At 74.0% G+C, this 22040-nt stretch carries 23 protein-coding genes; 11 read left to right on the top strand and 12 right to left on the bottom strand.

Going from position 1 to position 22040, the window contains the following annotated elements; all coding sequences use genetic code 11:
- Window positions 1–3: 3 nt before the first annotated feature.
- Window positions 4–252 carry a DUF2630 family protein gene (locus tag V6U88_RS27230; RefSeq protein WP_334457294.1) on the top strand — a complete coding sequence of 83 codons (249 nt, stop codon included), beginning with the start codon at window positions 4–6 and terminating at the stop codon, window positions 250–252.
- A gap of 78 nt (window positions 253–330) precedes the next feature.
- On the opposite strand, the gene V6U88_RS27235 is transcribed toward V6U88_RS27230, so the two are convergent.
- From V6U88_RS27235 to V6U88_RS27245, 3 genes are all read right to left on the bottom strand, one after another.
- Window positions 331–1260, bottom strand: a complete 930-nt coding sequence (locus tag V6U88_RS27235) for a serine protein kinase RIO (protein WP_334457296.1) — start codon at window positions 1258–1260, stop codon at window positions 331–333.
- 170 nt (window positions 1261–1430) lie between these two features.
- Window positions 1431–2075 (bottom strand): HAD family hydrolase, encoded by a 645-nt coding sequence (locus V6U88_RS27240; RefSeq protein WP_334457298.1) that lies wholly within the window; start codon window positions 2073–2075, stop codon window positions 1431–1433.
- A gap of 60 nt (window positions 2076–2135) precedes the next feature.
- On the bottom strand, window positions 2136–3008 hold the full coding sequence (locus V6U88_RS27245; RefSeq protein ID WP_334457300.1) for a carbon-nitrogen hydrolase family protein: 873 nt from the start codon (window positions 3006–3008) through the stop codon (window positions 2136–2138).
- Between the two features lie 104 nt (window positions 3009–3112).
- Here V6U88_RS27245 and V6U88_RS27250 point away from each other — a divergent pair, with 104 nt between their 5' ends.
- From V6U88_RS27250 to mug, 6 genes are all read left to right on the top strand, one after another.
- Window positions 3113–3685 (top strand): TetR/AcrR family transcriptional regulator, encoded by a 573-nt coding sequence (locus V6U88_RS27250; RefSeq protein ID WP_088972210.1) that lies wholly within the window; start codon window positions 3113–3115, stop codon window positions 3683–3685.
- Window positions 3686–3790: 105 nt separating this feature from the next.
- The gene (locus V6U88_RS27255) at window positions 3791–4696 is read left to right on the top strand and encodes a TIGR04222 domain-containing membrane protein (RefSeq protein WP_334457303.1); all 906 of its coding nucleotides are present in this window, start codon (window positions 3791–3793) and stop codon (window positions 4694–4696) included.
- Entirely contained in the window at window positions 4693–5511 is an 819-nt protein-coding gene (locus V6U88_RS27260) for a DUF692 domain-containing protein (protein WP_334457305.1), read from the top strand. The genes V6U88_RS27255 and V6U88_RS27260 overlap by 4 nt, the downstream gene beginning before the upstream one ends.
- Window positions 5512–5639: 128 nt before the next feature.
- Window positions 5640–6053, top strand: a complete 414-nt coding sequence (locus tag V6U88_RS27265; protein ID WP_334457347.1) for a hypothetical protein — start codon at window positions 5640–5642, stop codon at window positions 6051–6053.
- 46 nt (window positions 6054–6099) lie between these two features.
- Window positions 6100–6861, top strand: a complete 762-nt coding sequence (locus V6U88_RS27270; RefSeq protein WP_334457306.1) for an SDR family oxidoreductase — start codon at window positions 6100–6102, stop codon at window positions 6859–6861.
- Window positions 6862–6968: 107 nt separating this feature from the next.
- Entirely contained in the window at window positions 6969–7577 is a 609-nt protein-coding gene (mug, locus tag V6U88_RS27275; protein ID WP_442934711.1) for a G/U mismatch-specific DNA glycosylase, read from the top strand.
- On the opposite strand, the gene V6U88_RS27280 is transcribed toward mug, so the two are convergent.
- The 3 genes from V6U88_RS27280 to V6U88_RS27290 form a co-directional block, all read right to left on the bottom strand.
- Window positions 7574–9553, bottom strand: a complete 1980-nt coding sequence (locus tag V6U88_RS27280) for an ABC transporter ATP-binding protein (protein WP_334457349.1) — start codon at window positions 9551–9553, stop codon at window positions 7574–7576. The genes mug and V6U88_RS27280 overlap by 4 nt on opposite strands.
- A gap of 109 nt (window positions 9554–9662) precedes the next feature.
- Window positions 9663–10430, bottom strand: a complete 768-nt coding sequence (locus V6U88_RS27285; RefSeq protein ID WP_334457308.1) for an enoyl-CoA hydratase/isomerase family protein — start codon at window positions 10428–10430, stop codon at window positions 9663–9665.
- Window positions 10431–10476: 46 nt separating this feature from the next.
- Window positions 10477–10704 (bottom strand): helix-turn-helix domain-containing protein, encoded by a 228-nt coding sequence (locus tag V6U88_RS27290; protein WP_007462679.1) that lies wholly within the window; start codon window positions 10702–10704, stop codon window positions 10477–10479.
- A gap of 210 nt (window positions 10705–10914) precedes the next feature.
- On the opposite strand from V6U88_RS27290, the gene V6U88_RS27295 reads away from it, so the two are divergent.
- Entirely contained in the window at window positions 10915–11517 is a 603-nt protein-coding gene (locus V6U88_RS27295; RefSeq protein ID WP_334457310.1) for a cadmium resistance transporter, read from the top strand.
- 23 nt (window positions 11518–11540) lie between these two features.
- On the opposite strand, the gene V6U88_RS27300 is transcribed toward V6U88_RS27295, so the two are convergent.
- Window positions 11541–13145 carry an ABC-F family ATP-binding cassette domain-containing protein gene (locus tag V6U88_RS27300; protein ID WP_334457312.1) on the bottom strand — a complete coding sequence of 535 codons (1605 nt, stop codon included), beginning with the start codon at window positions 13143–13145 and terminating at the stop codon, window positions 11541–11543.
- Window positions 13146–13389: 244 nt separating this feature from the next.
- On the opposite strand from V6U88_RS27300, the gene ypfJ reads away from it, so the two are divergent.
- Both ypfJ and V6U88_RS27310 read left to right on the top strand, forming a co-directional pair.
- The gene (gene ypfJ / locus V6U88_RS27305; RefSeq protein ID WP_334457350.1) at window positions 13390–14304 is read left to right on the top strand and encodes a KPN_02809 family neutral zinc metallopeptidase; all 915 of its coding nucleotides are present in this window, start codon (window positions 13390–13392) and stop codon (window positions 14302–14304) included.
- Between the two features lie 276 nt (window positions 14305–14580).
- Window positions 14581–14871, top strand: a complete 291-nt coding sequence (locus tag V6U88_RS27310; protein ID WP_334457314.1) for a hypothetical protein — start codon at window positions 14581–14583, stop codon at window positions 14869–14871.
- Window positions 14872–14883: 12 nt separating this feature from the next.
- On the opposite strand, the gene V6U88_RS27315 is transcribed toward V6U88_RS27310, so the two are convergent.
- The gene (locus tag V6U88_RS27315; RefSeq protein WP_334457315.1) at window positions 14884–15543 is read right to left on the bottom strand and encodes an acVLRF1 family peptidyl-tRNA hydrolase; all 660 of its coding nucleotides are present in this window, start codon (window positions 15541–15543) and stop codon (window positions 14884–14886) included.
- 128 nt (window positions 15544–15671) lie between these two features.
- On the opposite strand from V6U88_RS27315, the gene V6U88_RS27320 reads away from it, so the two are divergent.
- Window positions 15672–18947 carry a penicillin acylase family protein gene (locus V6U88_RS27320; protein ID WP_334457316.1) on the top strand — a complete coding sequence of 1092 codons (3276 nt, stop codon included), beginning with the start codon at window positions 15672–15674 and terminating at the stop codon, window positions 18945–18947.
- A 10-nt stretch (window positions 18948–18957) separates the two neighbouring features.
- Here the strand turns inward: V6U88_RS27320 and V6U88_RS27325 are convergent, their stop codons facing one another.
- The 4 genes from V6U88_RS27325 to V6U88_RS27340 form a co-directional block, all read right to left on the bottom strand.
- The gene (locus tag V6U88_RS27325; RefSeq protein WP_334457317.1) at window positions 18958–19581 is read right to left on the bottom strand and encodes a LysE family transporter; all 624 of its coding nucleotides are present in this window, start codon (window positions 19579–19581) and stop codon (window positions 18958–18960) included.
- Between the two features lie 241 nt (window positions 19582–19822).
- Window positions 19823–20257 carry a metal-sulfur cluster assembly factor gene (locus V6U88_RS27330; protein WP_334457318.1) on the bottom strand — a complete coding sequence of 145 codons (435 nt, stop codon included), beginning with the start codon at window positions 20255–20257 and terminating at the stop codon, window positions 19823–19825.
- Complete coding sequence (gene sufU, locus V6U88_RS27335; protein WP_154943622.1) at window positions 20254–20727, bottom strand: Fe-S cluster assembly sulfur transfer protein SufU; 474 nt, start codon at window positions 20725–20727, stop codon at window positions 20254–20256. Before sufU ends, V6U88_RS27330 begins: the two co-directional genes overlap by 4 nt.
- Window positions 20727–22031, bottom strand: a complete 1305-nt coding sequence (locus V6U88_RS27340) for a cysteine desulfurase (protein ID WP_334457322.1) — start codon at window positions 22029–22031, stop codon at window positions 20727–20729. Before V6U88_RS27340 ends, sufU begins: the two co-directional genes overlap by 1 nt.
- Between the last annotated feature and the right edge of the window lie 9 nt (window positions 22032–22040).

Genomic DNA, 22040 nt, shown 5'->3' on the forward strand with positions numbered 1-22040 from the left:
GGCATGGACGACACCACCATCCTGAACCGGATCTCGGAACTCGTCGACGAGGAGCACCGGCTCCGTTCCGCGGCGCAGGCCAACGAGTCCGGCACCGACGACGAGGCGCGCGACCGGCTGCGCGCGCTGGAGGAGTCCCTGGACCAGTGCTGGGACCTGCTGCGTCGCCGTCGGGCGGCCCGCAGCGCGCACGGTGACCCGGACGCCCAGGGCGAGCGGCCGATCCCGGCGGTCGAGCGCTACCTCCAGTAGACCGCCGGTTGCCCGCCGACGGCGGCCGCGACGCGGTACGCCCCGGACGGTCACCGGACCGTCCGGGGCGTACCCGGATCAGCGGATGCCCGCCTCGTGCAGCAGCAGCCCGGTCAGCTCGGCCGGGTCGGTCTCGGCCGCCGGCAGCCCCCGGGCGGTGAACCAGGCCGCGACCACCTTCACGTCCCGGGCCAGGAACTCCGGGCCCTGCGGGTTGGCCACCACGTCGACCACCTGCGGCAGGTCGATCATGACGAGGCGGCCCCGGTGCACCAGCAGGTTGTACGGGGACAGGTCGCCGTGGGCGTACCCGGCGCGGGCGAGCACGACCAGGGCGTCCACCATCTGCTCCCACAGCGCGCGCAGCTCGCCCGCCTCGGGGCGCAGCTGGGCCAGCCGGGGCGCCGCCGCTCCCTCGTCGGCGTCGCCGACGAACTCCAGCATCAGCTCGGTGCCGATCAGCTGGACCGGGTAGGGCACGGCGATCCGCCCGGAGGCGGCCCCGATCTCCCAGAGCCGGCTGAGGGCGGCGAACTCCGCCGCGGCCCACTGCCCGGCGATCATCTGCCGGCCGAAGGCGGTACGCCCGGCCATCGCCCGGTTCTCCCGGGACCGACGGACCCGGCGCCCCTCCAGGTAGCCGGCGTCGCGGTGGAAGAGCCGGTGCTGGGCGTCCCGGTACCGCTTGACCGCCAGCAGGCAGGAGCGGTCGGTGTCCGGCACCGCGCGGCGGACGAGGTGGACGTCCGCCTCTTTGCCGGTCTTGAGCACACCGAGTTCGGTGTCCCGGGCGGCCAGTTCGGTGACCAGCCACTCGGGGTGGGGTTCGGGGCCGTGGACGGCCTCGTCCCAGGAGGACCAGCGGTCCTCCGGTTCGGGCTCGTCGTCGGGCTCGACGAGGGCCGGCTCGGTGTGCCGGCCGTGCCTCAGGAAGTGTGGTTCGTCGTCGTCGAAGCGGCTCTTGCCGCGGCCACGGCGCTGCGGCGCCGGGAGGTCGTGTTCGCGCACGGAAGTGGTGATCCCTTGATCGAGGCTGATGGAGGCAGGTGGAACGACCCTGCAAAGACGGCCATGACCGACCTCCTTCTCCTCGACCGGGCTCGACCCGGCTGCGCCGTACGCGCGGCCACCATGCTGGTCGGCACCCCGACCCGGGGTCAACCGAATTACGGCGACCGTCAGGCGGCGAGCACGGTGGCGACCGCCGCGATCAGCGAGTCGACCGTGCGGGTCGGCGCGAACCGGTTGTCCGGCCAGGGGCGTCCCCGGTGCAGCCAGACGCTGGGCAGCCCGACGGCGGCGGCCCCGCCGATGTCCGCCTCGGGGCTGTCCCCCACCACCCACGCCCCGCGCAATGGCATCCGGGCCCGCTGGGCGGCCAGCGCGAAGATCCTCGGATTGGGCTTGCTGACCCCGGCCTCCTCGGAGATCACCCAGTCGGCGACGTACCGGTCCAGCCCGGTCTGCCGGATCTTGGCGTCCTGCTGACGGACCGAGCCGTTGGTGACCACCACGGGTACCCAGCCGGCGTCGTCGGCGATCCGCAGCGCGCAGGCGACCAGCGGGTCGAGGCGGGTGTTCGCCACCACCCCGTCGTGCAGCTCCTCGACGAGGTCGATGGAGGGGATGCGCAGCGCGTACCGGTCACGGATGGCGTCGGCGACGTCCCACCGATCGGTGAGCCCGTCGGCGTCGATGGAGAGCAGCCAGTCGATGTCGGTGTGCGGCGCGCCGATGCCGTCCAGGAACCGCTCACCCCAGGCGCGGAACGGACCTGCCCGGTCGAGCAGGGTGTTGTCCAGGTCGAGCAGGAGCAGCGGCACGCGGGCACCTTACGGGAGAGGGGGGCGCCGTCGACAGGGCCGAGCGGTCGGCGACGTCCGTCAGGCCGGCAGCACCGTTCGGGGGAGCCCCTGGTCGGCGGGTCGGTCGGCGAGCATGGAGTGGGCCGAGCGGGTGGCCGCCAGCGCGGCCGGGTCCAGGGTGGCGACCAGCACGGCCTCGCCCTCGTCGGCGCCGCGCACCAGCGGACGTCCCTGCGGGTCGTAGACCGCCGCGCCACCGTTGAACCGCCACGGGTCCGCGCCTCCGACGGCGTTGGCGAAGACGACGTACATGGTGTTGTCCAGGGCACGGGCGGCGTAGTAGAGGTCGCGTCGGTGCGCCGACCCGGCGAGGTAGCCGCTCGGGCAGAGGTAGCCATGCGCGCCGTCGGCCGCGGCGGCCCGGGCGTGCTCGGGGAAGCATCCGTCGTAGCAGATGCCCAGCCCGAGCCGCCAGCCGTCGACCAGCAGCGTGGCGCCGCGCCGGCCGGCGTCGAACAGCTCCCGTTCGCCGCCCCAGAGCTGCTGCTTGTCGTATCCGACCCGGACCGTGCCGGTCGGGTCGACGACCAGGGCGGAGATGGTCCGGCGGCCGTCCGGGTGGCGGACCGCCGCGCCGAGGACCACGGTGATCCGGTCGTTACGGGCCGCGGCCCGTAGCGGGTCGAGCCGGGGGTCGTCGACCGCGCCGTCGTCGGTCGCGGCGACGTCGGTGCCGGCCGGGTCGGCGGCCAGCGCCGGCGGGTGGTACGCGGGCAGGAACAGCTCCGGCAGGACGACGATCCGGGCGCCGTCGGCGGCGGCGCGGGCGGCCAGGCCGGCGGCGGCCACCGCGTTGCCGGGCACGTCGCCGGGGACCGGGTCGGCCTGCACGGCCGCGACGGTCAAGGGGGCGGGGGGAAGGGGGGCGGAGGCGACCGGGGGCGTCGTCACCCGGCGATCCTAACCGGACCGGCGCGCCGCGCCGTCCCACCCCGCAAGATCCCAAGCCGTACGTACGGTTTGCGTAACGCAGGGTCAGCTGGAACGATCGACCCGTGCCCAGAGTAAGTCAGGACCAGCTCGACGCGCGTCGGCAGGAGATCCTCGGCGCGGCGCGAGCCTGTTTCGCCCGGCACGGCTACGAGGGAGCCACCGTACGCCGGCTGGAGGAGGCCACCGGGCTGTCCCGGGGCGCCATCTTCCACCACTTCCGTGACAAGGACTCGCTCTTCCTCGCCGTCGCCGAGGACGACGCGGCGGCCATGGTGGAGACCGTGGCCCGCAACGGCCTCGTGCAGGTCATGCGGGACCTGCTCGCCCGGGCGGTCTCCCCCGACACCACCGGCTGGCTGGGCAGCCAGCTGGAGGTGTCCCGGCGGCTGCGTACCGACCCGGCCTTCGCCCGCCGCTGGGCCGAGCGCTCGGCCGCCATCGCCGAGGCCACCCGCGACCGCCTGGTACGGCAGCGGGAGGCCGGCGTGCTCCGCGAGGACGTGCCGATCGACGTACTGGCCCAGTTCCTGGAGCTGGCGTACGACGGTCTGGTGCTGCACCTGGCGATGGGGCGGCCGGCCGGCGACCTCGGCCCGGTGCTGGACCTGGTCGAGGAGGCCGTGCGCCGGCGTTGACCGCGGCACGTCTCGGCTTGGTAACTCGGCGTTCGCGATCGTCGGGGCGTGGCGACCCTGCTCCACACTGGGGCCAGGTTCCCCTCGCACGACAGGAGCAGAGCCATGACCGTTCTCGCGGCCGACACCTGGGGCGTTCCCGGCCCGACGTTCCTCCGGTTCTACCTGCTGGCGGCCCTGGTGGTCGTCGTCGGCTCGCTCGTGTACCGGTCCCGGATGCTCGCCGGGCAGCCGACGGTCGGGGCCGGCCAGCTCGGTCCGCAGCAGGTGGCGTACCTCAACGGCGGCGACCAGCTCGCGATCTGGACGGCGCTGGGCGGCCTGCGCGGCAGCGGCGCGGTCGGGGTGGGTTTCGACCGGCGACTCACCACCGATGGCCCCCTGCCCAGCGGCGTCACCCCGCTCGACCAGGCGGTCTACCACGCCGCCCGCAACCACCTGCACACCCGGGAGCTGGCCCGCGACCAGCGGGTATCCTGGGCCCTCACCGAGCTGCGCGAGGGTCTGGAGCGGCAGGGCCTGACACTGCCGCCCGAGCAGCGCGCGGCGGCGCGACGCGGCGCGTGGTGGGTGCTCGCCCTGATGGCGCTCGGCGCGGCCCGGATCGCCGCCGGGCTGGCCAACGGCCGGCCGGTCGGGTTCCTGCTGATCGCCTGCCTCGCGCTGATCGTCCCGCTGGTGCTGCTCGCCCGGGTGCCGTGGCGGACCCGGGCGGCCGACGCCGCGCTGCGCGAGCTGCGCCGGAGCAACATCCACCTCTCCCCCGCCTCCGCGCCCGCCTACGCCACCTACGGTCCGGCCGGGGCGGCCATGGGGGTCGCCCTCTTCGGCACCGTCTCGCTCTGGACGCTGGACCCGGGCTTCGCCGAGCAGGCGGAGATCCAGCGGCAGGCGTTGAACAGCAGCGGTGGCAGCGGGATCGGCAGCTCCGGCAGTTCCTGCGGGGGCGGCGGCAGCTCCTGTGGCGGTGGCGGTGGCGGCTGCGGTGGCGGTGGTGGGTGCGGCGGATGACCGGACCGAGCGGGGTGGGCATCGGCTGGCGGCCGGAGATCGCCGGGTTCGTCGCCGAGCTGCCCGGGCTGCGCTTCGTCGAGGTGGTGGCCGAGGCGGTCCCGGTGACCGGCCCGCTCCCACCGGGGCTGGCCGAGCTGCGCGGGCGCGGGGTCACCGTCGTACCGCACGGGGTGCGGCTCTCCCTCGGCGGCGCGGAGCCGGTCGACCCGGCCCGGGTGGCGCATCTGGCCCGGGTCGCCGAACTCCTCGACGCGCCGCTGGTCAGCGAGCACATCGCCTTCGTCCGGGCCGGCGGTCTGGAGGCCGGTCATCTGCTGCCGCTGCCCCGCACGCGGGAGGCGGTGGCGGCGGTGGTGGCGAACGTCCGGCGGACGCAGGAGCAGCTGCCGGTGCCGCTCGCGCTGGAGCCGATCGCCGCGCTCTTCGACTGGCCCGAGGACGAACTGGACGAGGCGGACTTCCTCCGCGAGATCCTGGACGCCACCGGGGCGACGCTGCTGCTCGACGTGGCCAACGTGCACGCCAACGCCCGCAACCGCGGCGGTGACCCGGTCGCGCTGCTCGACCGGCTGCCGCTGGACCGGGTCTCCTACGTCCACGTGGCCGGGGGCGCCGAGCGGGGCGGCTTCTACCACGACACCCACACCGATCCGGTACCGCCGGAGGTGCTCGACCTGGTCGGCGCGCTCTGCGCCCGGCACCGGCCACCGGCGCTGCTGCTGGAACGCGACGGGCACTATCCGCCCGCGCCGGCCCTGCGGGCGGAGCTGGACGCGCTCGCCGCCGCCTCCGGCTTCCCGGTGGTCACGTGAGCGGCCCCGACACCGGCCACCGGGAGGAAGCAGCCGCCGACCTCGCCGGTCGACGTGCGGAGCCGGGCGGGGACCTCGCCGGTGGGCGCGGGGCACCTGACGGGGACCTAGCCGCCCGACAGACGGCGCTGGTCGCGGCGCTGGTCGCCGGGGCGCCGCTGCCGGCCGGCTTCGCGCCCGCGCCGGTGGAGGCCGCCCGGGTCGCGCTGCTGGGCAAGCGGGCCGGCGAGGTGGCCCGGCACTGGCCGCTGCTGGCCGCCGCCCTCGGCGACGCCTGGTGGAACACCTTCCGCGAGTGGGCGGACGGCCGCCGCACCAACGGCTCGCTGCGCGACGGCTGGGACCTGGCCCGCGCCCTGCGGGAGCGGGGCGCCCTGCCCCCGCTCGGCGCGGAGGAACTGGCCACGCGCGAGGCGGCCGGCCGCTACGACGGCCGGCACCCGCCGCGACCCCGCCGGCTGCCGGCCGCCGCCCGCGCCGGCGGCGCCGTCGCGATCCAGTTCGCCGGTCGGGTACGCCTGCTGCGCCCCGCCCGCCGCTGACCGCCCACGGGTGCGTCGGGTACGCCCGTGCGGCAGGATCGGACGCATGGATCTCGGACTCATCGACCGGGTGTACGTGCTGACCGGCGCCTCCCGGGGCCTGGGCTTCGCCACCGCCGAGTGCCTCGTGGCCGACGGGGCGCGGGTGGTGCTCTCGGCGCGTGCCCCGGAACGGGTCGCCGAGGCCGTCGAGCGGCTCGGCGGCCCACGGCACGCCATCGGGCTCACCGCCGACCTGGCCGACCCGGAGACGCCGCAGCGGCTGGTGGTGGCGGCGCGGGAGCAGTTCGGCCGGCTGGACGGCGCGCTGGTCTCGGTCGGGGGGCCGCCGCGCGGCACCGCCGCCCAGGTGACCGACGAGCAGTGGCGGCAGTCCTTCGAGACGGTCTTCCTCGGCAGCGTCCGCACCGCGCGTACGGTGGCCGACGCGCTCACCGACGGCGGCGCGATCGGGCTGGTGCTCTCCACCTCGGCCCGGGGCCCGGTGCCCGGCCTCGGCATCTCCAACGGTCTGCGCCCCGGCCTGGCCGGGGTGGCCAAGGACATGGCCGACGAGTACGGCCCGCGCGGCGTACGGGTGCTCGGCCTGCTGCCCGGCCGGATCATGACCGACCGCAACCGGGAACTCCTCGCCGCCACCGGGGACGCCGAGGCGGCCCGGGTCGAGGCGGAGGCCGGCATCGCGCTGCGCCGCATCGGTGATCCGGCGGAGTTCGGCCGGGTGGCCGCGTTCCTGCTCTCCCCTGCCGCCAGCTATCTGACCGGGAGCACCGTGCCGGTCGACGGCGGCGCGCTGCGCGGCCTGTGAGCCCCGCCCACCGCTCCCCCGACCCGGCCGGCGCGCGGCCGGGCCGGTCGGCGGCCCGGGCCGGATCGGGACCACGGGCGCACCGGTCCGACCGGGGGCCGGGCCCGGTGTCCGCCCGACCGTCCGAGGGCGCGCAGCCCGCGTCGGCGCTCGGGTCGGCCGGCGCGCGGACCGCACGGCCGACGAAGGACGAGCTGGCCGCCGCGGCGGACCGGACGATCCCGGACCTGATCGCCCCCGGGCTGGACGTGCTCTTCGTCGGGATCAACCCTGGGCTCTGGTCGGCGGCCACCGGCTGGCACTTCGCCCGCCCCGGCAACCGGTTCTGGCCCGCGCTGCACCGGGGCGGCTTCACCCCGCGCCAGCTGCACCCGAGCGAGCAGCACCTGCTGCCTGGCCTCGGGCTGGGCATCACCAACATGGTGGCCCGGGCCAGCGCCCGGGCCGACGAGCTGACCCCGGCGGAGCTGGTGGCCGGCGCGGCGATCCTGACCGGCAAGGTCGCCGCGCACCGGCCGGCCTGGGTGGCGGTGGTCGGCGTGACCGCCTACCGGATCGGGTTCGGCCGCCCCAAGGCCGGTTTCGGCCCCCAGCCGGAGACGCTGGCCGGGGCCCGGCTCTGGGTGCTGCCCAACCCGAGCGGCCTGAACGCGCACTTCACGCCGGAGACGCTCGGCGCGGCCTTCGGCGAGCTGCGGACGGCCGTCGTCGGCTAGTTCGCCGTGGCCGGTGGTAGCGCCTCCTGGGCGACGTACGTGCCCAGGGGCACCGTGGTGATCACCGGCTCGGGCTCCGCCACCGCGTATGGCGTCGGCGAGTCGGTGACGGCGAACTGGGTGCGGTACAGCTCGGCGTAGAGCCCGCCGATCGCGACCAGCTCGTCGTGCCGGCCCCGCTCCACGATCCGGCCGTCGTCGAGGACCAGGATCTGGTCGGCGTCGCGGACCGTGGAGAGCCGGTGCGCGATCACCAGCGCGGTGCGGCCGGTCAGCGCGACCGCCAGCGCCCGCTGCACCGCGGCCTCGCTCTCCGAGTCGAGGTGGGCGGTGGCCTCGTCGAGGATCACGATCGACGGCGCCTTGAGCAGCAGCCGGGCGATCGCGATGCGCTGCTTCTCGCCGCCCGAGAAGCGGTAGCCCCGCTCGCCGACCATCGTCTCCAGCCCGTCGGGCAGGGCGCGGACCAGGTCGGCGACCTGTGCACCGGCCAGCGCGGCCCAGATCTCGTCGTCGGTGGCGTCCGGCTTGGCGTAGCGCAGGTTCTCGGCGATCGTCTCGTGGAACAGGTGCGAGTCCTGGGTGACCACGCCGATCTCGTCGCGCAGCGAGGCGAGGGTGGCGTCACGGACGTCGACGCCGCCGACGCGCACCTCGCCGTCGGTGACGTCGTAGATCCGGGAGATCAGCATGGAGAGCGTCGACTTGCCCGCGCCGGAGGGCCCGACCAGGGCCACCATCTGACCCGGCTCGACGGCGAACGACACGCCCTTGAGCACCGGCTCGTTGACCGTGCGGTCGAGGGTGGCGACCTCCTCCAGCGAGGCCAGCGACACCTCGGCGGCGGCCGGGTAGCGGAACCGGACGTCACGGAACTCGACCCGGCCGTTGCCACGGGGCACCGGCACCGCGTCCGGCTTCTCCTCGATGCCGGGGCGCAGGTCCAGCACCTCGAAGACCCGGTCGAAGGAGACCAGCGCGCTCATCACGTCCACCCGGACGTTGGAGAGCGCGGTCAGCGGGCCGTAGAGGCGGGTGAGCAGCAGCGCGAGGGTGACCACGGTGCCGGCGCTGACCGCGCCGGTGACCGCGAGCCAGCCGCCGAGCCCGTAGGTCAGCGCCTGGGCCAGCGAGGCGACCAGCAGCATCGCCACGAAGAACGTCCGCGAGTACATGGCCGACTGGATGCCGATGTCGCGGACCCGCTCGGCCCGGCCGGCGAAGCGGCGGGCCTCGACCTCGGGCGACCCGAAGAGCTTGACCAGCAGCGCCCCGGCCACGCCGAACCGCTCGGTCATCGTCGCGTTCATCTTGGCGTCGAGGTTGTACGACTCCCGGGTGATCTCGGCCAGCCGCTTGCCGACCCGCCGGGCCGGGATGATGAAGATCGGCAGCAGGACCAGCGAGAGGGTGGTGATCTGCCAGGAGAGGGTGAACATCACCCCGGCGGTCAGCACCAGCTGGATGACGTTGCTGACCACGCCGGAGAGCGTGGAGGTGAACGCCCGCTGGGCGCCCATCACGTCGTTGTTGAGCCGGCTGACCAGCGCGCCGGTCTGGGTGCGGGTGAAGAACTGCAACGGCATGCGCTGCACGTGGTCGTAGACCCGGGTGCGCAGGTCGAGGATGATCCCCTCGCCGATGCGGGCCGAGTACCACCGCTGGGCGAGGGAGAAGAGCGCGTCGGCGACCGCCAGCGCGGCGATCACCAGCGCCAGGCGGACCACGGTCGCCCCGGCCTCGGCGCCGCCCCGGGTGATGGCGTTGATGACCTTTCCGGCCAGCACCGGGGTGGCCACCCCGATGATCGCGGCGATCACGACGGTGACCAGGAAGACGACGATGTCCCGCCGGTACGGCCCCGCGAAGGCGACGATCCGCCGGGCGGTGCCGCGCTTCAGCCGGTGCGCGGCGACCTCGTCGCTGCTGCGCATCGACCGGAGCATGCTCCACCCGGCCATGCCCCCACCGGACATCGGGCTGGACATCGGTCACCTCCGGGGTCTGGGCAGTACCGTCGGGTTCGATTCTCCCGACGACTACGACAACCTCAGTAGTAACCCGGATCTTCCCGAACGGTCCTTACTATTCTCCCCGGCCGGCGAGGTCGCGCAGCCGACGGGTCTGCGCCTCCCGCTCGGCGCGCTGCTGGTCGGCGTGCGAGCGGCCGGCCGCGCCGGCGAGCAACGCCTTGATCTCCACCACCGCGTCGCGGTTGTTGGCCAGCAGCCCGGCGGTGAGGTCCCGCACCGCGCCGTCCAGGTCGGCGGCAGGCACGACGAGCGTGGCCAGCCCGATCCGGTCGGCCTCGGCGGCGTCCATCCGCCGGCCGGTGGCGCAGATCTCCAGCGCCCGCGAGTAGCCGACCAGCTCGACGAGGCGCTTCGTCCCGGCGAGATCCGGCACCAGGCCCAGGGTCACCTCGGCCATGGAGAGCTTGGCGTCCTCGGCGAGCACCCGCAGGTCACAGGCGAGCGCCAGCTGGAAGCCGGCACCGATCGCGTGCCCCTGCACGGCCGCCACGGAGATCACGTCGGGGCGGTGCAGCCAGCTGAAGCCGCCCTGGAACTCGGCGATCCGGTCGGCGCACTCCTGCTCGGGCAGGGTCGCCAGCTCGGCGAAGGAGCCCGGCCCGGACGCACCGGCCACCGAGAGGTCGAGGCCGGCGGAGAAGGACCGCCCCTCGCCGCGCACCACGACGACGCGCACGTCGCCGGGGAGATCCCGCGAGAAGTCGCTCATCGCGCGCCACATCGCCGGGGTCTGGGCGTTGAGCACGTCGGGCCGGCACAACGTCACCGTCGCGACCGGCCCGTCGCAGTCGAGTCGTACCCCGGTCGTCTCGGCGGTCACCGGACGGCCCGGAACACGACGCTGATGGACGACGCTGGTGAGCGGGTCACGCCTTCTTGCGGCGCCGGGCGCCGCCGCGCTGCCGCAGCTGCACCCCGGACTCGGTGAGCACCCGGTGGATGAACCCGTAGGAACGTCCGGTCGAGGCCGCGAGGGCGCGGATGCTCTCACCCGAGGTGTACCGCTTTACCAGGTCCTTGGCGAGCGTCTGACGCTCGGCTCCGACGATCCGGCGACCCTTCTCAGTGCTGGTGGCTGTGCCAGTGGCTGCCATGCTGATTCCTCACGTCCCAGACTGTGCGGTTCGGATACGGTCCCACCTATTAGACCGCCTCGAACGATCATGCGCCAGATATCAACTCTTCGCCAACCGACACGCTATGCGATGTCAGCTTCCCGATAGCGTGATCCTTCCGACCGGCTCCGCGCGACGTGCGCGCCCGGGCCGGTCGGCGCCCGCCACGCGGCCCGTACCCTGCCTGGCGTGACCGACGTGCTCGCCGCCGCCGCCGGCGCGGCCCTGGTGTTCGCCGCGACCAACGTGGACGACATCGTCGTGCTCACCGTGCTCTTCGTGGCGGCCCGCGCCACCGGCCGGCCCCGGCCCTGGCGGATCGTCGCGGGCCAGTACCTGGGCATCGGCGCGCTGGTGGCGACGGCCGTGGTGGTCGCGGCCGGGCTGCTGGTGGTGCCCGACCCGTGGACCGGGCTGCTCGGCCTGCTCCCGATCGGCCTCGGGGTCCGGGCGCTGCTCGCCCGCACCGACGACGAGGCGCCGCCGACGGTGGTCGGCGGCGCGCTCGGGGTGGCCGGCGTGACCATCGCCAACGGCGCGGACAACATCGCCGTCTACGTGCCGGTGTTCCGCTATTTGTCGCCGGCAGCCGGGCTGGTCTGGCTGCTGGTCTTCGCCGCGCTGGTGGCGCTCTGGTGCGCGGTCGCGGCCCTGCTGGGCGGCCACCCCCGGGTGGTCCGGCTGGTCGGCCGGGCCGGGCACTGGCTGGTTCCGGCGATCTTCATCGGCGTCGGCCTGGTCATCCTGGTCACCTCCGGCGTGCTGACCCGCCTGGTCGACCTGGCCACCTGAGCCCGCCCGCCGGGCGCCGGCGGTCAGGCCAGTTCGACCAGTTCGAGCAGGTCGTCGCTCCAGGCGTCCTCGTCGCCGTCGGGCAGCAGGATGGCCCGGTCCGGCTTGAGCGCGAGCACCGCGCCGGGGTCGTGGGTGACCAGCACGATCGCACCCGGGTAGCGGGCGATCGCGTCGAGCACCTGCTCCCGGCTGACCGGGTCGAGGTTGTTCGTCGGCTCGTCGAGCAGCAGCACGTTGGCGCCGGAGCAGACCAGGGTGGCCAGGGCCAGCCGGGTCTTCTCGCCGCCGGAGAGCACCCCGGCCGGCTTGTCCACGTCCTCGCCGGAGAAGAGGAACGCACCGAGGATCTTGCGCAGGTCGGTGTCGGTCTGCTCGATCGCGGCGGCCCGCATGTTCTCCAGCACGGTGCGCTCGACGTCCAGCGTCTCGTGCTCCTGGGCGTAGTAGCCCAGCCGCAGCCCGTGCCCGGCGTGCACCTCGCCGGTGTCCGGCGTGAGCAGGCCGCCGAGCATCCGCAGCAGCGTCGTCTTGCCGGCGCCGTTGAGCCCGAGGATGGCGACCCGGGAACCACGGTCCACCGCGACGTTCACGTCAGTGAAGATCTCCAGCGAGCCGTACGACTTGGAGAGGCCGGTGGCGGTCAGCGGGGTCTTGCCGCACGGCGCCGGGGTGGGGAAGCGCACCTTCGCCACCTTGTCGGAGACGCGTACCTCCTCCAGGCCGGAGATCAGCTTCTCGGCGCGCCGGGCCATGTTCTGCGCGGCGACGGTCTTGGTGGCCTTGGCCCGCATCTTGTCGGCCTGGGCCATCAGTGCGCCGGCCTTCTTCTCGGCGTTGGCCCGTTCCCGGCGGCGCCGCCGCTCGTCGGTCTCCCGCGCCTCCAGGTACGCCTTCCACCCGAGGTTGTAGACGTCGACCACCGAGCGGGTGGCGTCGAGGAACCAGACCTTGTTGACCACCGACTCCAGCAGCGCGCCGTCGTGGGAGATCACGATCAGGCCGCCCTTGTGGTTGGCGAGGAAGGTGCGCAGCCAGGTGATCGAGTCGGCGTCGAGGTGGTTGGTGGGCTCGTCGAGCAGCAGGATGCCGCCGCCGTTCTCACCGGCGTCGCGGAACAGGATCCGGGCCAGCTCGATGCGGCGGCGCTGGCCGCCGGAGAGGGTGCCGATGGTCTGGGAGAGCGCCCGGTCGGGCAGGCCGAGGTTGGCGCAGATCCGGGCCGCCTCGGCCTCGGCGGCGTACCCGCCCAGGGAGGCGAACTGGTCCTCCAGCGCGCCGTAGCGGCGCACCAGCTTGTCGTCGGCGCCGTCGGCGAGCTTGGCCTCGATCTCCGCCATCTGGGCCATGAGCACGTCCAGCCCGCGGGCGGAGAGCACCCGGTCCCGCCCGGTGACCTCCAGGTCGCCGGTACGCGGGTCCTGCGGGAGGTAGCCGATCGCGCTGCGCCGGTCGATCTGCCCGGCGTACGGCTGCCCCTCGCCGGCCAGCACCTTCAGCGTGGTGGTCTTGCCGGCGCCGTTGCGGCCGACCAGGCCGATCCGGTCACCCGGCTGCACTCGCAGGGTGGTGTCGGACAGCAGGATCCGGGCGCCGGCACGCAGCTCCAGGCCGGTGGCAGTGATCATTTCCGGTACTCGCTCTCGGGGTCTGGAAGGGCTGACTCAGGGCACGCGAAACGGCCGGCGGGCCCGATGGACCGTCGGCGCGGGGCGGTTCAGCCTTCGCAGAGCAGCACGGGGGCAAGTGTACCGGGCCGGCTTCCACGCCCCGCCCGGATTACCCAGCAAGATCATCGGGTACCGAAACGCCGTCCGGACCCGGTCCGGTACCGGAACCACCAAACGTGATGAATCGGTGATCGGGGTCAACATGGAGCTGAACGAGAACGCGCGGATCGACACCAGTCAGGTGGACGATCGGCGAGGGTCCGGCGGAGGCGGCGGGATGGGGATCCCGATCCCGATCGGCGGCGGGCGCGGTGGGATCGTCGGCATCATCATCGCCGTGCTCGTGGCGCTCGTCGGCGGCGGCTTCGGGCTGAACGCGGCGACCAACGGCGGCGGCGGGGAGCAGGGCGACAACACGGCCCTGGAGCAGAAGTGCGCGGCCGACGACGCGCTCCAGCAGCTGGACTGCCGCAATGCCGCCTACGTCAACTCGATCCAGGCGTACTGGCAGACCGCGTTGCCGGAGAAGTTCGGCGAGCAGTACCGGCCGTCCAGGACGGTCTTCTTCAGCCAGGGCGTCAACACCGCGTGCGGCCAGGCCGACTCCGGCGTGGGCCCGTTCTACTGCCCGGCCGACGACCTGATCTACATCGACCTCACCTTCTACCGGGTGCTCGCCGAACAGCTCGGCGCGGAAGGCGAGTTCGCCCAGCCGTACGTGCTGGCCCACGAGTACGGCCACCACGTGCAGGACCTGCTCGGCACCGAGGCGCAGATGCGCCGCCAGCAGCAGCGTGACCCGGACAACGCCAACGCGCTGTCGGTGAAGCTGGAGCTGCAGGCCGACTGCTACGCGGGCGCCTGGGCGAAGAACGCCACCGGCACCGCCGACGCCAAGGGCCAGAAGATCTTCAAGAGCATCAGCGAGCAGGACATCGCGCAGGCGATCGACACGGCCGAGAAGATCGGCGACGACGCCATCTCGGAGCGGGCCAACCGCCCGGCGAACCCCGAGGAGTTCACCCACGGCTCCTCGGCGCAGCGCAAGGAGTGGTTCACCAAGGGCTTCGAGACCGGCGACCCCAAGTCCTGCGACACCTTCGCCGGCGGTCTCTGACCGCCCCTGAGAGGTGCCGGCGGCGGCCGGTGGGTTGGTGACCCACCGGCCGCCGTGGCGTTTCCCGGTCGCCGGTTTCGGCCGCGTTCGGCCACACTGGCCGGATGGCCGGTGCACCGCCCCGGCTCCGGGTCGCCGCCTACGTCGTCCCCGACGGCGCCGCCGGGCCGGAGCTGCTCGTCTTCGACCACGTCGACTTCCCGGAGGCCGGAACGCAGCTCCCGGCGGGCGGCATGAAGCCGGGCGAAGGCGTGGGCCGACGCGGCGGTGCGCGAGGTGGCCGAGGAGACCGGGCTGACGGGACTGACGCCGGTCGCCGCGCTCGGCGTCCGGGACCGGCCGCACCCGGTGACCGGGGGGCCGCGCCGCACCACCTACGTGCACCTCACCGCGCCGCCCGGGCCGGCACGGCGGTGGACCCACCGGGTCGGGGGCGGCGGCGGGGACGACGGACTGCTCTTCGCCTGCCGGTTCACGCCGCTGCCGCTGACCGCCCCGCTCGCCGATGACCAGGACGAGCTGCTCGGTGCGATCGACCCGGCCTGGACGCCGCCCGCCCGGCGGTGACCGGCAGCGGGGTCAGGCCGGGCCGGGCGCGGCGTCGCGCACCAGGATGGTTACCGCACGGGCCGCGGCGATCGCGGCGACCAGCACGGCGTGCCGGGGTTCCGGGACGTCGAGCAGCCGCTCGGCCCGCAGCGCGGCGAGCGGGGCCAGTCGCCGGTCGGCGAGCACGGTGTCGACGGCCCGCCGGTCACCGCCGCAGACCAGCGCCCGCAGCGTCGCCACCTCCGGCAGCAGCAGCCGTACGGCCAGCTCGGTCGCGTCGCCGAGCGCCGCCTTCGCCTGGTTGTCCCGGCGGCGGGCGAACCGCTGCTGGGACCAGCCGCCCGCGGCGGTGCGCCCCTGCACGTAGCGGGTGTCCACCTTGGAGACCACCAGCTCCTCCCCCGCCGCGATGCCAACCGCCACCGCGCCCTTGCGGGCGAGCAGCAGGCCGATCCGGCGCGGCTCGGCCGCCGCGGCCACGAAGGCGGGTACGTCGGGGGCGGGCGAAGCCCCGGGCGGGGTGTGCAGTTCGGCGGTCGCGTCGTCCGGGGCGGTGAGCAGCAGGCCGTACCCGGTGACGGTGGTGGTGGGCGGGCCGTGCCGGTCGGCGAAGCCCTCGACCCAGCGGGCGACGCGGGTCGGGTCGACCTCGACCCACCGGCCACCCCCGGCTGCGGGTCGACTGGTCATGGCGGAACGGTACCGAACTGCCGGACTGCGGGCGGCGCTCGACTCCAGGCCTTTCACGGGCATCGATGAACGCTTACCATCCGGTAACCGAATGTTTCTCGGATCCATCCTCCGTCTGCGAGGTACCCATGCAGCCACGCGGTCCCGTCCCACCGCACCCCGCCCGCCGCGCCGTCGCCCGCCGGCTGACCGCCGCCGCCGCGGCGACGGTCACCGTGGCGGCCCTGCTCACCGTCTCCCCCACCGCTCCCGCCACCGCCGCGCCCGCCGTCACCGACGCCATCGACGCCACCACCAGCGGTTTCGCCGCGGGCGACCACTGTCTCGGCGAGTGCTCGGACATCCTGCCGCCGGGGCAGAACGGCAACGCCACCCTCGTCGAGGTGCTCGCCAACCAGGCCCTCGGCACCCTGCCCCGGCACGCCGGAGACCAGCTCGGCCGGTACGCCGACCTGGTCTACGGCTACGCGGGGCTGCGCGAGGACCAGCTCGGCGCGTTCTTCAACGACGCCGGCTTCGGGGTGCCGGCCGACCAGGTCGAGCGCCGCTACTCGCCCCGCGCCGACGCGACCATCGTGCGCGACCGGGCGACCGGCGTGCCGCACGTCACCGGCAGCACCCGCGGCGGCACCATGTTCGGGGCCGGCTACGCCGGGGCCGAGGACCGACTGTTCACCATCGACCTGCTGCGCCACGTCGGGCGGGGCACCCTCACGCCGTTCGCCGGTGGCGCGCCCGGCAACCGGGCCCTGGAGCAGAGCGTCTGGCGCAACTCGCCGTACACCGAGGCGGACCTGGCGGCCCAGGTGGAGGCGCTGCGACGCAAGGGCCCCCGGGGCGAGCAGCTCTACGCCGACGTGCAGGAGTACATCGCCGGTATCAACGCCTACATCGGGCACTGCATGGCGCACCGCAACTGCCCCGGCGAGTACGTGCTCACCGGGCACCTGGACGCGGTCACCAACGCCGGGGGGCCCGAGCCGTTCCGGATGACCGACCTGATCGCCATCGCCGGCGTGGTGGGCGGGCTGTTCGGCGGCGGGGGCGGCAACGAGATGCAGTCGGCGCTGGTCCGGCTGGCCGCGCGGGCCCGCTACGGGGTGGTCGAGGGGGACCGGGTCTGGACCGCCTTCCGCAGCCGGGAGAACCCGGAGACCGTGCTGACCCTGCACGACGGGCAGAGCTTCCCGTACGGTGGCGCCCCCGCGAACGCGTCCAGCGTGGTGCTGCCGGACGGCGGGTCGGCCCGGGTGGAATCCGTCGTCAGCGACGCCACCGGCACGGCCACCGGCGCCGCCGTCGGCGGACCGTCCGAGCTGGCCGCCGCGCTGTCCGGGCTGACCATCGGCCGGGCCAGCCGGGGCATGTCGAACGCGGCGGTGATCTCGGCCGAGCACTCCGCCACCGGCCACCCGATCGCCGTGTTCGGTCCGCAGACCGGGTACTTCTCGCCGCAGCTGCTGATGGTGCAGGAGTTGCAGGGGCCTGGGATCAGTGCCCGTGGCGCGGCCTTCGCCGGGCTCAACCTCTACGTGCTGCTCGGCCGGGGCCAGGACTACGCGTGGAGCGCCACCTCGTCGGCCCACGACATCACCGACACCTACGCCCTGCCGCTGTGCACCGTGGACGGCAGCGCACCCACCCTGGCCAGCAACCACTACCACTATCGGGGTCGGTGCCAGCCGATGGAGGAGATCTCCCACGTCAACGCCTGGCGGCCCACCCTCGCCGACGGCACGGCGGCCGGGTCGTACCGGCTGGTCGCCCGGCGCACCGCGCTCGGCCTGGTCGCCTGGCGGGGCACCGTGGGCGGCCAGCCGCACGCCTTCACCCACCTGCGCTCCACCTACCGGCACGAGGCGGACTCGGCGATCGGCTTCCAGATGTTCAACGACCCGGCCGCGATGGGCGACGCCGCGGCGTTCCGCGAGTCGGCCGGCACCATCGGGTACGCGTTCAACTGGTTCTACGTGAACTCCACCGAGTCGGCGTACCTGAACTCGGGGCTCAACCCGGTCCGGGCGGCCGGGTCCGACCCGAACCTGCCGATGCGGGCCGATCCGGCGTACGAGTGGCGCGACTTCGACCCGACCACCAACACCGCCGCGTACCAACCCCTGGCCGAGCATCCGTACTCGGTGGACCAGGACTACTACGTGAGCTGGAACAACAAGCAGGCCAAGGACTTCGGGGCCGCCGACGGCAACTTCACCTTCGGCCCGGTGCACCGGGTCGACCTGCTGGACCGGCCGATCCGGGCAGCGCTGGCGGCCGGGCGCACCTTCGATCGGGCCACACTGACCTCGCTGGTCGAGCGGGCCGGGCTGACCGACCTGCGCGGCGCCGAGGTGCTCGACGAGCTGATCCGGGTGCTGGAGAGCCAGCCGGTCACCGACCCCGACCTGGCCGCCGTGGTGACCAAGCTCCGCACCTGGCGTGCCGACGGGGCCCTGCGGGTCGAAACGGCCCGCGGCAGCAAGGTCTACCGGCACGCCGAGGCGATCCGGATCTTCGACGCCTGGTGGCCACTGCTGGTCAACGGCCAGTTCAAGGCGCCGCTCGGCGCCGAGCTCTACCAGGCGCTGGTCAACGCCATGCAGATCAACGAGTCGCCGTCCGGGCAGCAGCGCGGCGACGAGTCCACCCTGCCCACCTCCGCCAACGAGGCGCAGGGCCACAAGGGCTCGTCGTTCCAGTACGGCTGGTGGGGTTACGTGGACGCCGACCTGCGCGCGGTGCTGGGCGAGTCGGTGCCCGGCGGGCCGGCCCGCCGGTACTGCGGCGGCGGCGACCTCGCCGCCTGCCGCCAGATCCTGCTGGACACGCTGCGCAGCGCCGCCGCCCAGCCGGCGACCCAGGTCTACCCCGGCGACGCCAGCTGCGCGGCGGGCGACCAGTGGTGCGCCGACGCCATCGTGCAGTCCCCGCTCGGCGGGCTGAAGCAGCCCGTCATCGCCTGGCAGAACCGGCCGACCTACCAGCAGGTGGTGTCGTTCCCGGCCCGCCGCGGCGACGACCTGACCAACCTGGCCGCCGGCCGGCCGGTCACCGCCTCCAGCAGCCAGCTCTTCCTCCCGGCGAGCCGGGCGGTGGACGGCGACCCGGGCACCCGGTGGTCGAGCGGCTGGTCGGACAACCAGTCGATCACCGTCGACCTCGGGTCGGTCCGGCCGGTGGCCCGCACGGTGCTGCGCTGGGAGGCGGCGCACGCCCGGTCGTACCGGATCGACGTCTCCGCCGACGGCGCCGGCTGGCGAACGGTCTGGTCCACCACCGCCGGTGACGGCGGCACCGACAACAACCGGTTCGCCGCGACCAGCGCCCGCTACGTGCGGATGGTCGGGCTGACCCGGGCCACCTCCTACGGCTTCTCGCTCTGGGAACTGGAGGTGTACCCGCACTGAGCCGGCTGGCTCACCAGATCATCCGCAGCGCGAGCAGCACGATCAGCGCACTGGCCAGCAGCGCGGTGACCAGCCGGCCACGGTCGGAGGTGAGCAGCCGGCCGAGCAGCGAGCCGCCACCGGCGACCAGCAGCTGCCAGCTCGCCGAGGCGGCGAACGCTCCGGCCACGAAGGCCACCTGGCCGGCGGGCATCCAACCACCGGACGCCTGCCGGCCGATCACCAGGGCCACGAAGTAGACGATGGTCATCGGGTTGAGCAGGGTGAGCGCCAGCAGCCCGAGGAACGCCCGGCCCGGCGTGGCCAGGGCCCGCTCGGCCCGCGCCGGACCGGGCGGGCGGTGGTGCCGGCGCAGCGCGCCCACGGCGAGCTGCCCGGCGAGGAGGAGCAGGATCACGACGGCCGACCAGCGCAACGGGGTCGCCACCGGGCGCACCAGCCCGGCCAGGGCCGCGCCGCCGAGCACGGCCAGCGCGGCGTAGAGGCCGTCCGCCACCGCCACCCCGAGGGCCGCGGCGGCGCCGACCCGCAACGAGGTACGGGCGGTGAGCCCGATGACCACGATGGCGATCGCCCCGACGGGCACCGCCACCCCGTAGCCGGCCAGCAGGCCGGCGAGCAGCGCGTCACCCATGACGACCGGTACCGGGTCGCGGCCGCCCCGGCGCCGACCGCTGTCGCCCGGCGGCGATGGCCGCGGCGACAGGGACGGTGCGGGACGACTTCGACTCGATCACCGGGCAATTGTCGCCGGACGCCGTCCCGCCCCGCGACCGGTTATCCGTCGGTCGCGTCGGAGTTCCGCCGACCGCGCACGGAAAAGGCCCCGACCTGGGTCGGGGCCTTTCCGGTGTCTCGCCAGCCGGCAGGACGGATCAGACGTTGAAGCCGAGCGAGCGGAGCTGGTCGCGCCCCTCGTCGGTGATCTTGTCGGGGCCCCACGGCGGCAGCCAGACCCAGTTGATCCGGATGTCGTTGACCAGTCCCCCGCCGGGGCCGGTGGTCAGCGCCTGCCGGGCCTGGTCCTCGATCACGTCGGTGAGCGGGCAGGCCGCCGAGGTGAGCGTCATGTCCAGCGTCGCGACGTTCTCGTCGTCGACGTGCACGCCGTACACCAGGCCGAGGTCGACCACGTTGATGCCCAGCTCGGGGTCGACGACGTCCTTCATCGCCTCCTCGATGTCGGCGACGACGGCCTTGCCGCCCGCCGCCGTCGGGGCGCCGTCGGTCGCCACGGCACCGGTCGCCGGCGTCGTGGCGGCGTCACCGGCCTCCGGCGTCGCCGCAGTGGCGGTGTCCTCGCTACTCATGCCTTCACCTCCGTCGGGCTCACGCCCACGCCGGCGCGTGCCGCGGCGTCCTTGAACGCCATCCACGGCAGCAGCGCGCACTTGACCCGGGCGGGGTAGCGGGCGACGCCCGCGAAAGCCACCCCGTCACCGAGCACGTCCTCGTCCGGGGTGACCTGGCCACGCCCGGACATCAACTCGACGAACGCCTCGTGCACGGCGAACGCCTCACCCGCACCCCGACCGCGCAGCAGCTCGTGCAGCACGCTCGCCGACGCCTGGCTGATCGAGCAGCCCATCCCGTCGTACGAGATGTCGTCGAGCGTGTCGCCGTCGGTGGCCACCCGGACGGTGATCTCGTCACCGCAGGTCGGGTTGACGTGGTGCGCCTCGGCGACCCGGGCGTCCGGGTCGGCGTCGCGCAGGCCACGCCCGTGCGGGTGCTTGTAGTGGTCCAGGATGATCTCCTGGTAGAGCTGGTCGAGCTGCATCAGTCGAACACCTTCCGTGCCTGCTCGAGCCCCGCCACCAGGGCGTCGATCTCCTCCGTGGTGGTGTACAGGTAGAACGAGGCCCGCGTCATGGCCGGCACGCGGAACCGCGTGCACACCGGCTTCGCGCAGTGGTGCCCCACCCGCACCTGCACGCCGAGCGAGTCGAGGACCTGCCCCACGTCGTGCGGGTGGATGTCACCGAGCGCGAACGAGATCGTCCCACCCCGGCCGACCGGCACCGTCGGTCCGAAGATCCGCAGCCCCGGCACGGTGGCGAGGGCGTCCAGCGCGTACGCCGTCAGCTCCTTCTCGTGCCACTGGATGGCGCGCATCCCGATGCCGGTGAGGTAGTCCACCGCCGCGCCGAGCGCGACCGCCTCGGCGATCGGCGGGGTGCCGGCCTCGAACCGGGCCGGCGGCGCGGCGAACGTCGAGCCCGCCATCGACACCGTCTCGATCATCGACCCGCCGCCGAACACCGGGGGCATCGCGGCGAGCAGCTCGCCCCGGCCCCAGAGCACGCCGATGCCGGTCGGGCCGCACATCTTGTGGCCGGTGAAGACGATGAAGTCGGCGTCGTACTCGACCACGTCCATCGGCATGTGCGGCACCGACTGCGAGCAGTCGAGCAGCAGCAGCGCCCCCACCTCACGGACCCGCTGGGTGATCCGGGAGGTGGCGTTGACCGTGCCGAGGATGTTGGACATGTGCACCAGCGAGACGATCTTCGTCCGCTCGGTGACCAGCTCCTCCAGCCCCGACTCGTCCAGCCGCCCGTTGTCGGTGACCGGGAACCAGCGCAGCGTCGCGCCGGTGCGCTCGCAGAGCAGCTGCCACGGGACGATGTTCGAGTGGTGCTCCATCTCGGAGATCACCACCTCGTCACCCGGGCCGAGCCGGAACCGCGGGTCGGCGTCGGGCCGCAGCGAGGCGTTGGAGAACGCGTACGCCACGATGTTGATCGCCTCGGTGGAGTTCTTGGTGAACACCACCTCGTCCACGCTCGGCGCGTTGATGAACGCGGCGATCTTCGCCCGCGCCCCCTCGTACGCCTCGGTCGCCTCGGTGCCCAGGGTGTGCACCGAGCGTGACACGTTCGCGTTGTGCATCGCGTAGTGCTCGGCGAGCACGTCGAGCACCTGGCGCGGCTTGTGCGAGGTGTTGGCGCTGTCGAGATAGACCAGCCGGTGCCCGTTGATCTCCCGGTCCAGGATCGGGAAGTCGGCGCGCACTCCCGCCACGTCGAAGCGTGGCACGTCGTCGTACTGCGGCATCCCGGACGGGATCGCGATGGTGGTCATCTCAGCCGG

Source organism: Micromonospora sp. CPCC 205739 (assembly GCF_036906795.1).
Classification (GTDB): domain Bacteria; phylum Actinomycetota; class Actinomycetes; order Mycobacteriales; family Micromonosporaceae; genus Micromonospora.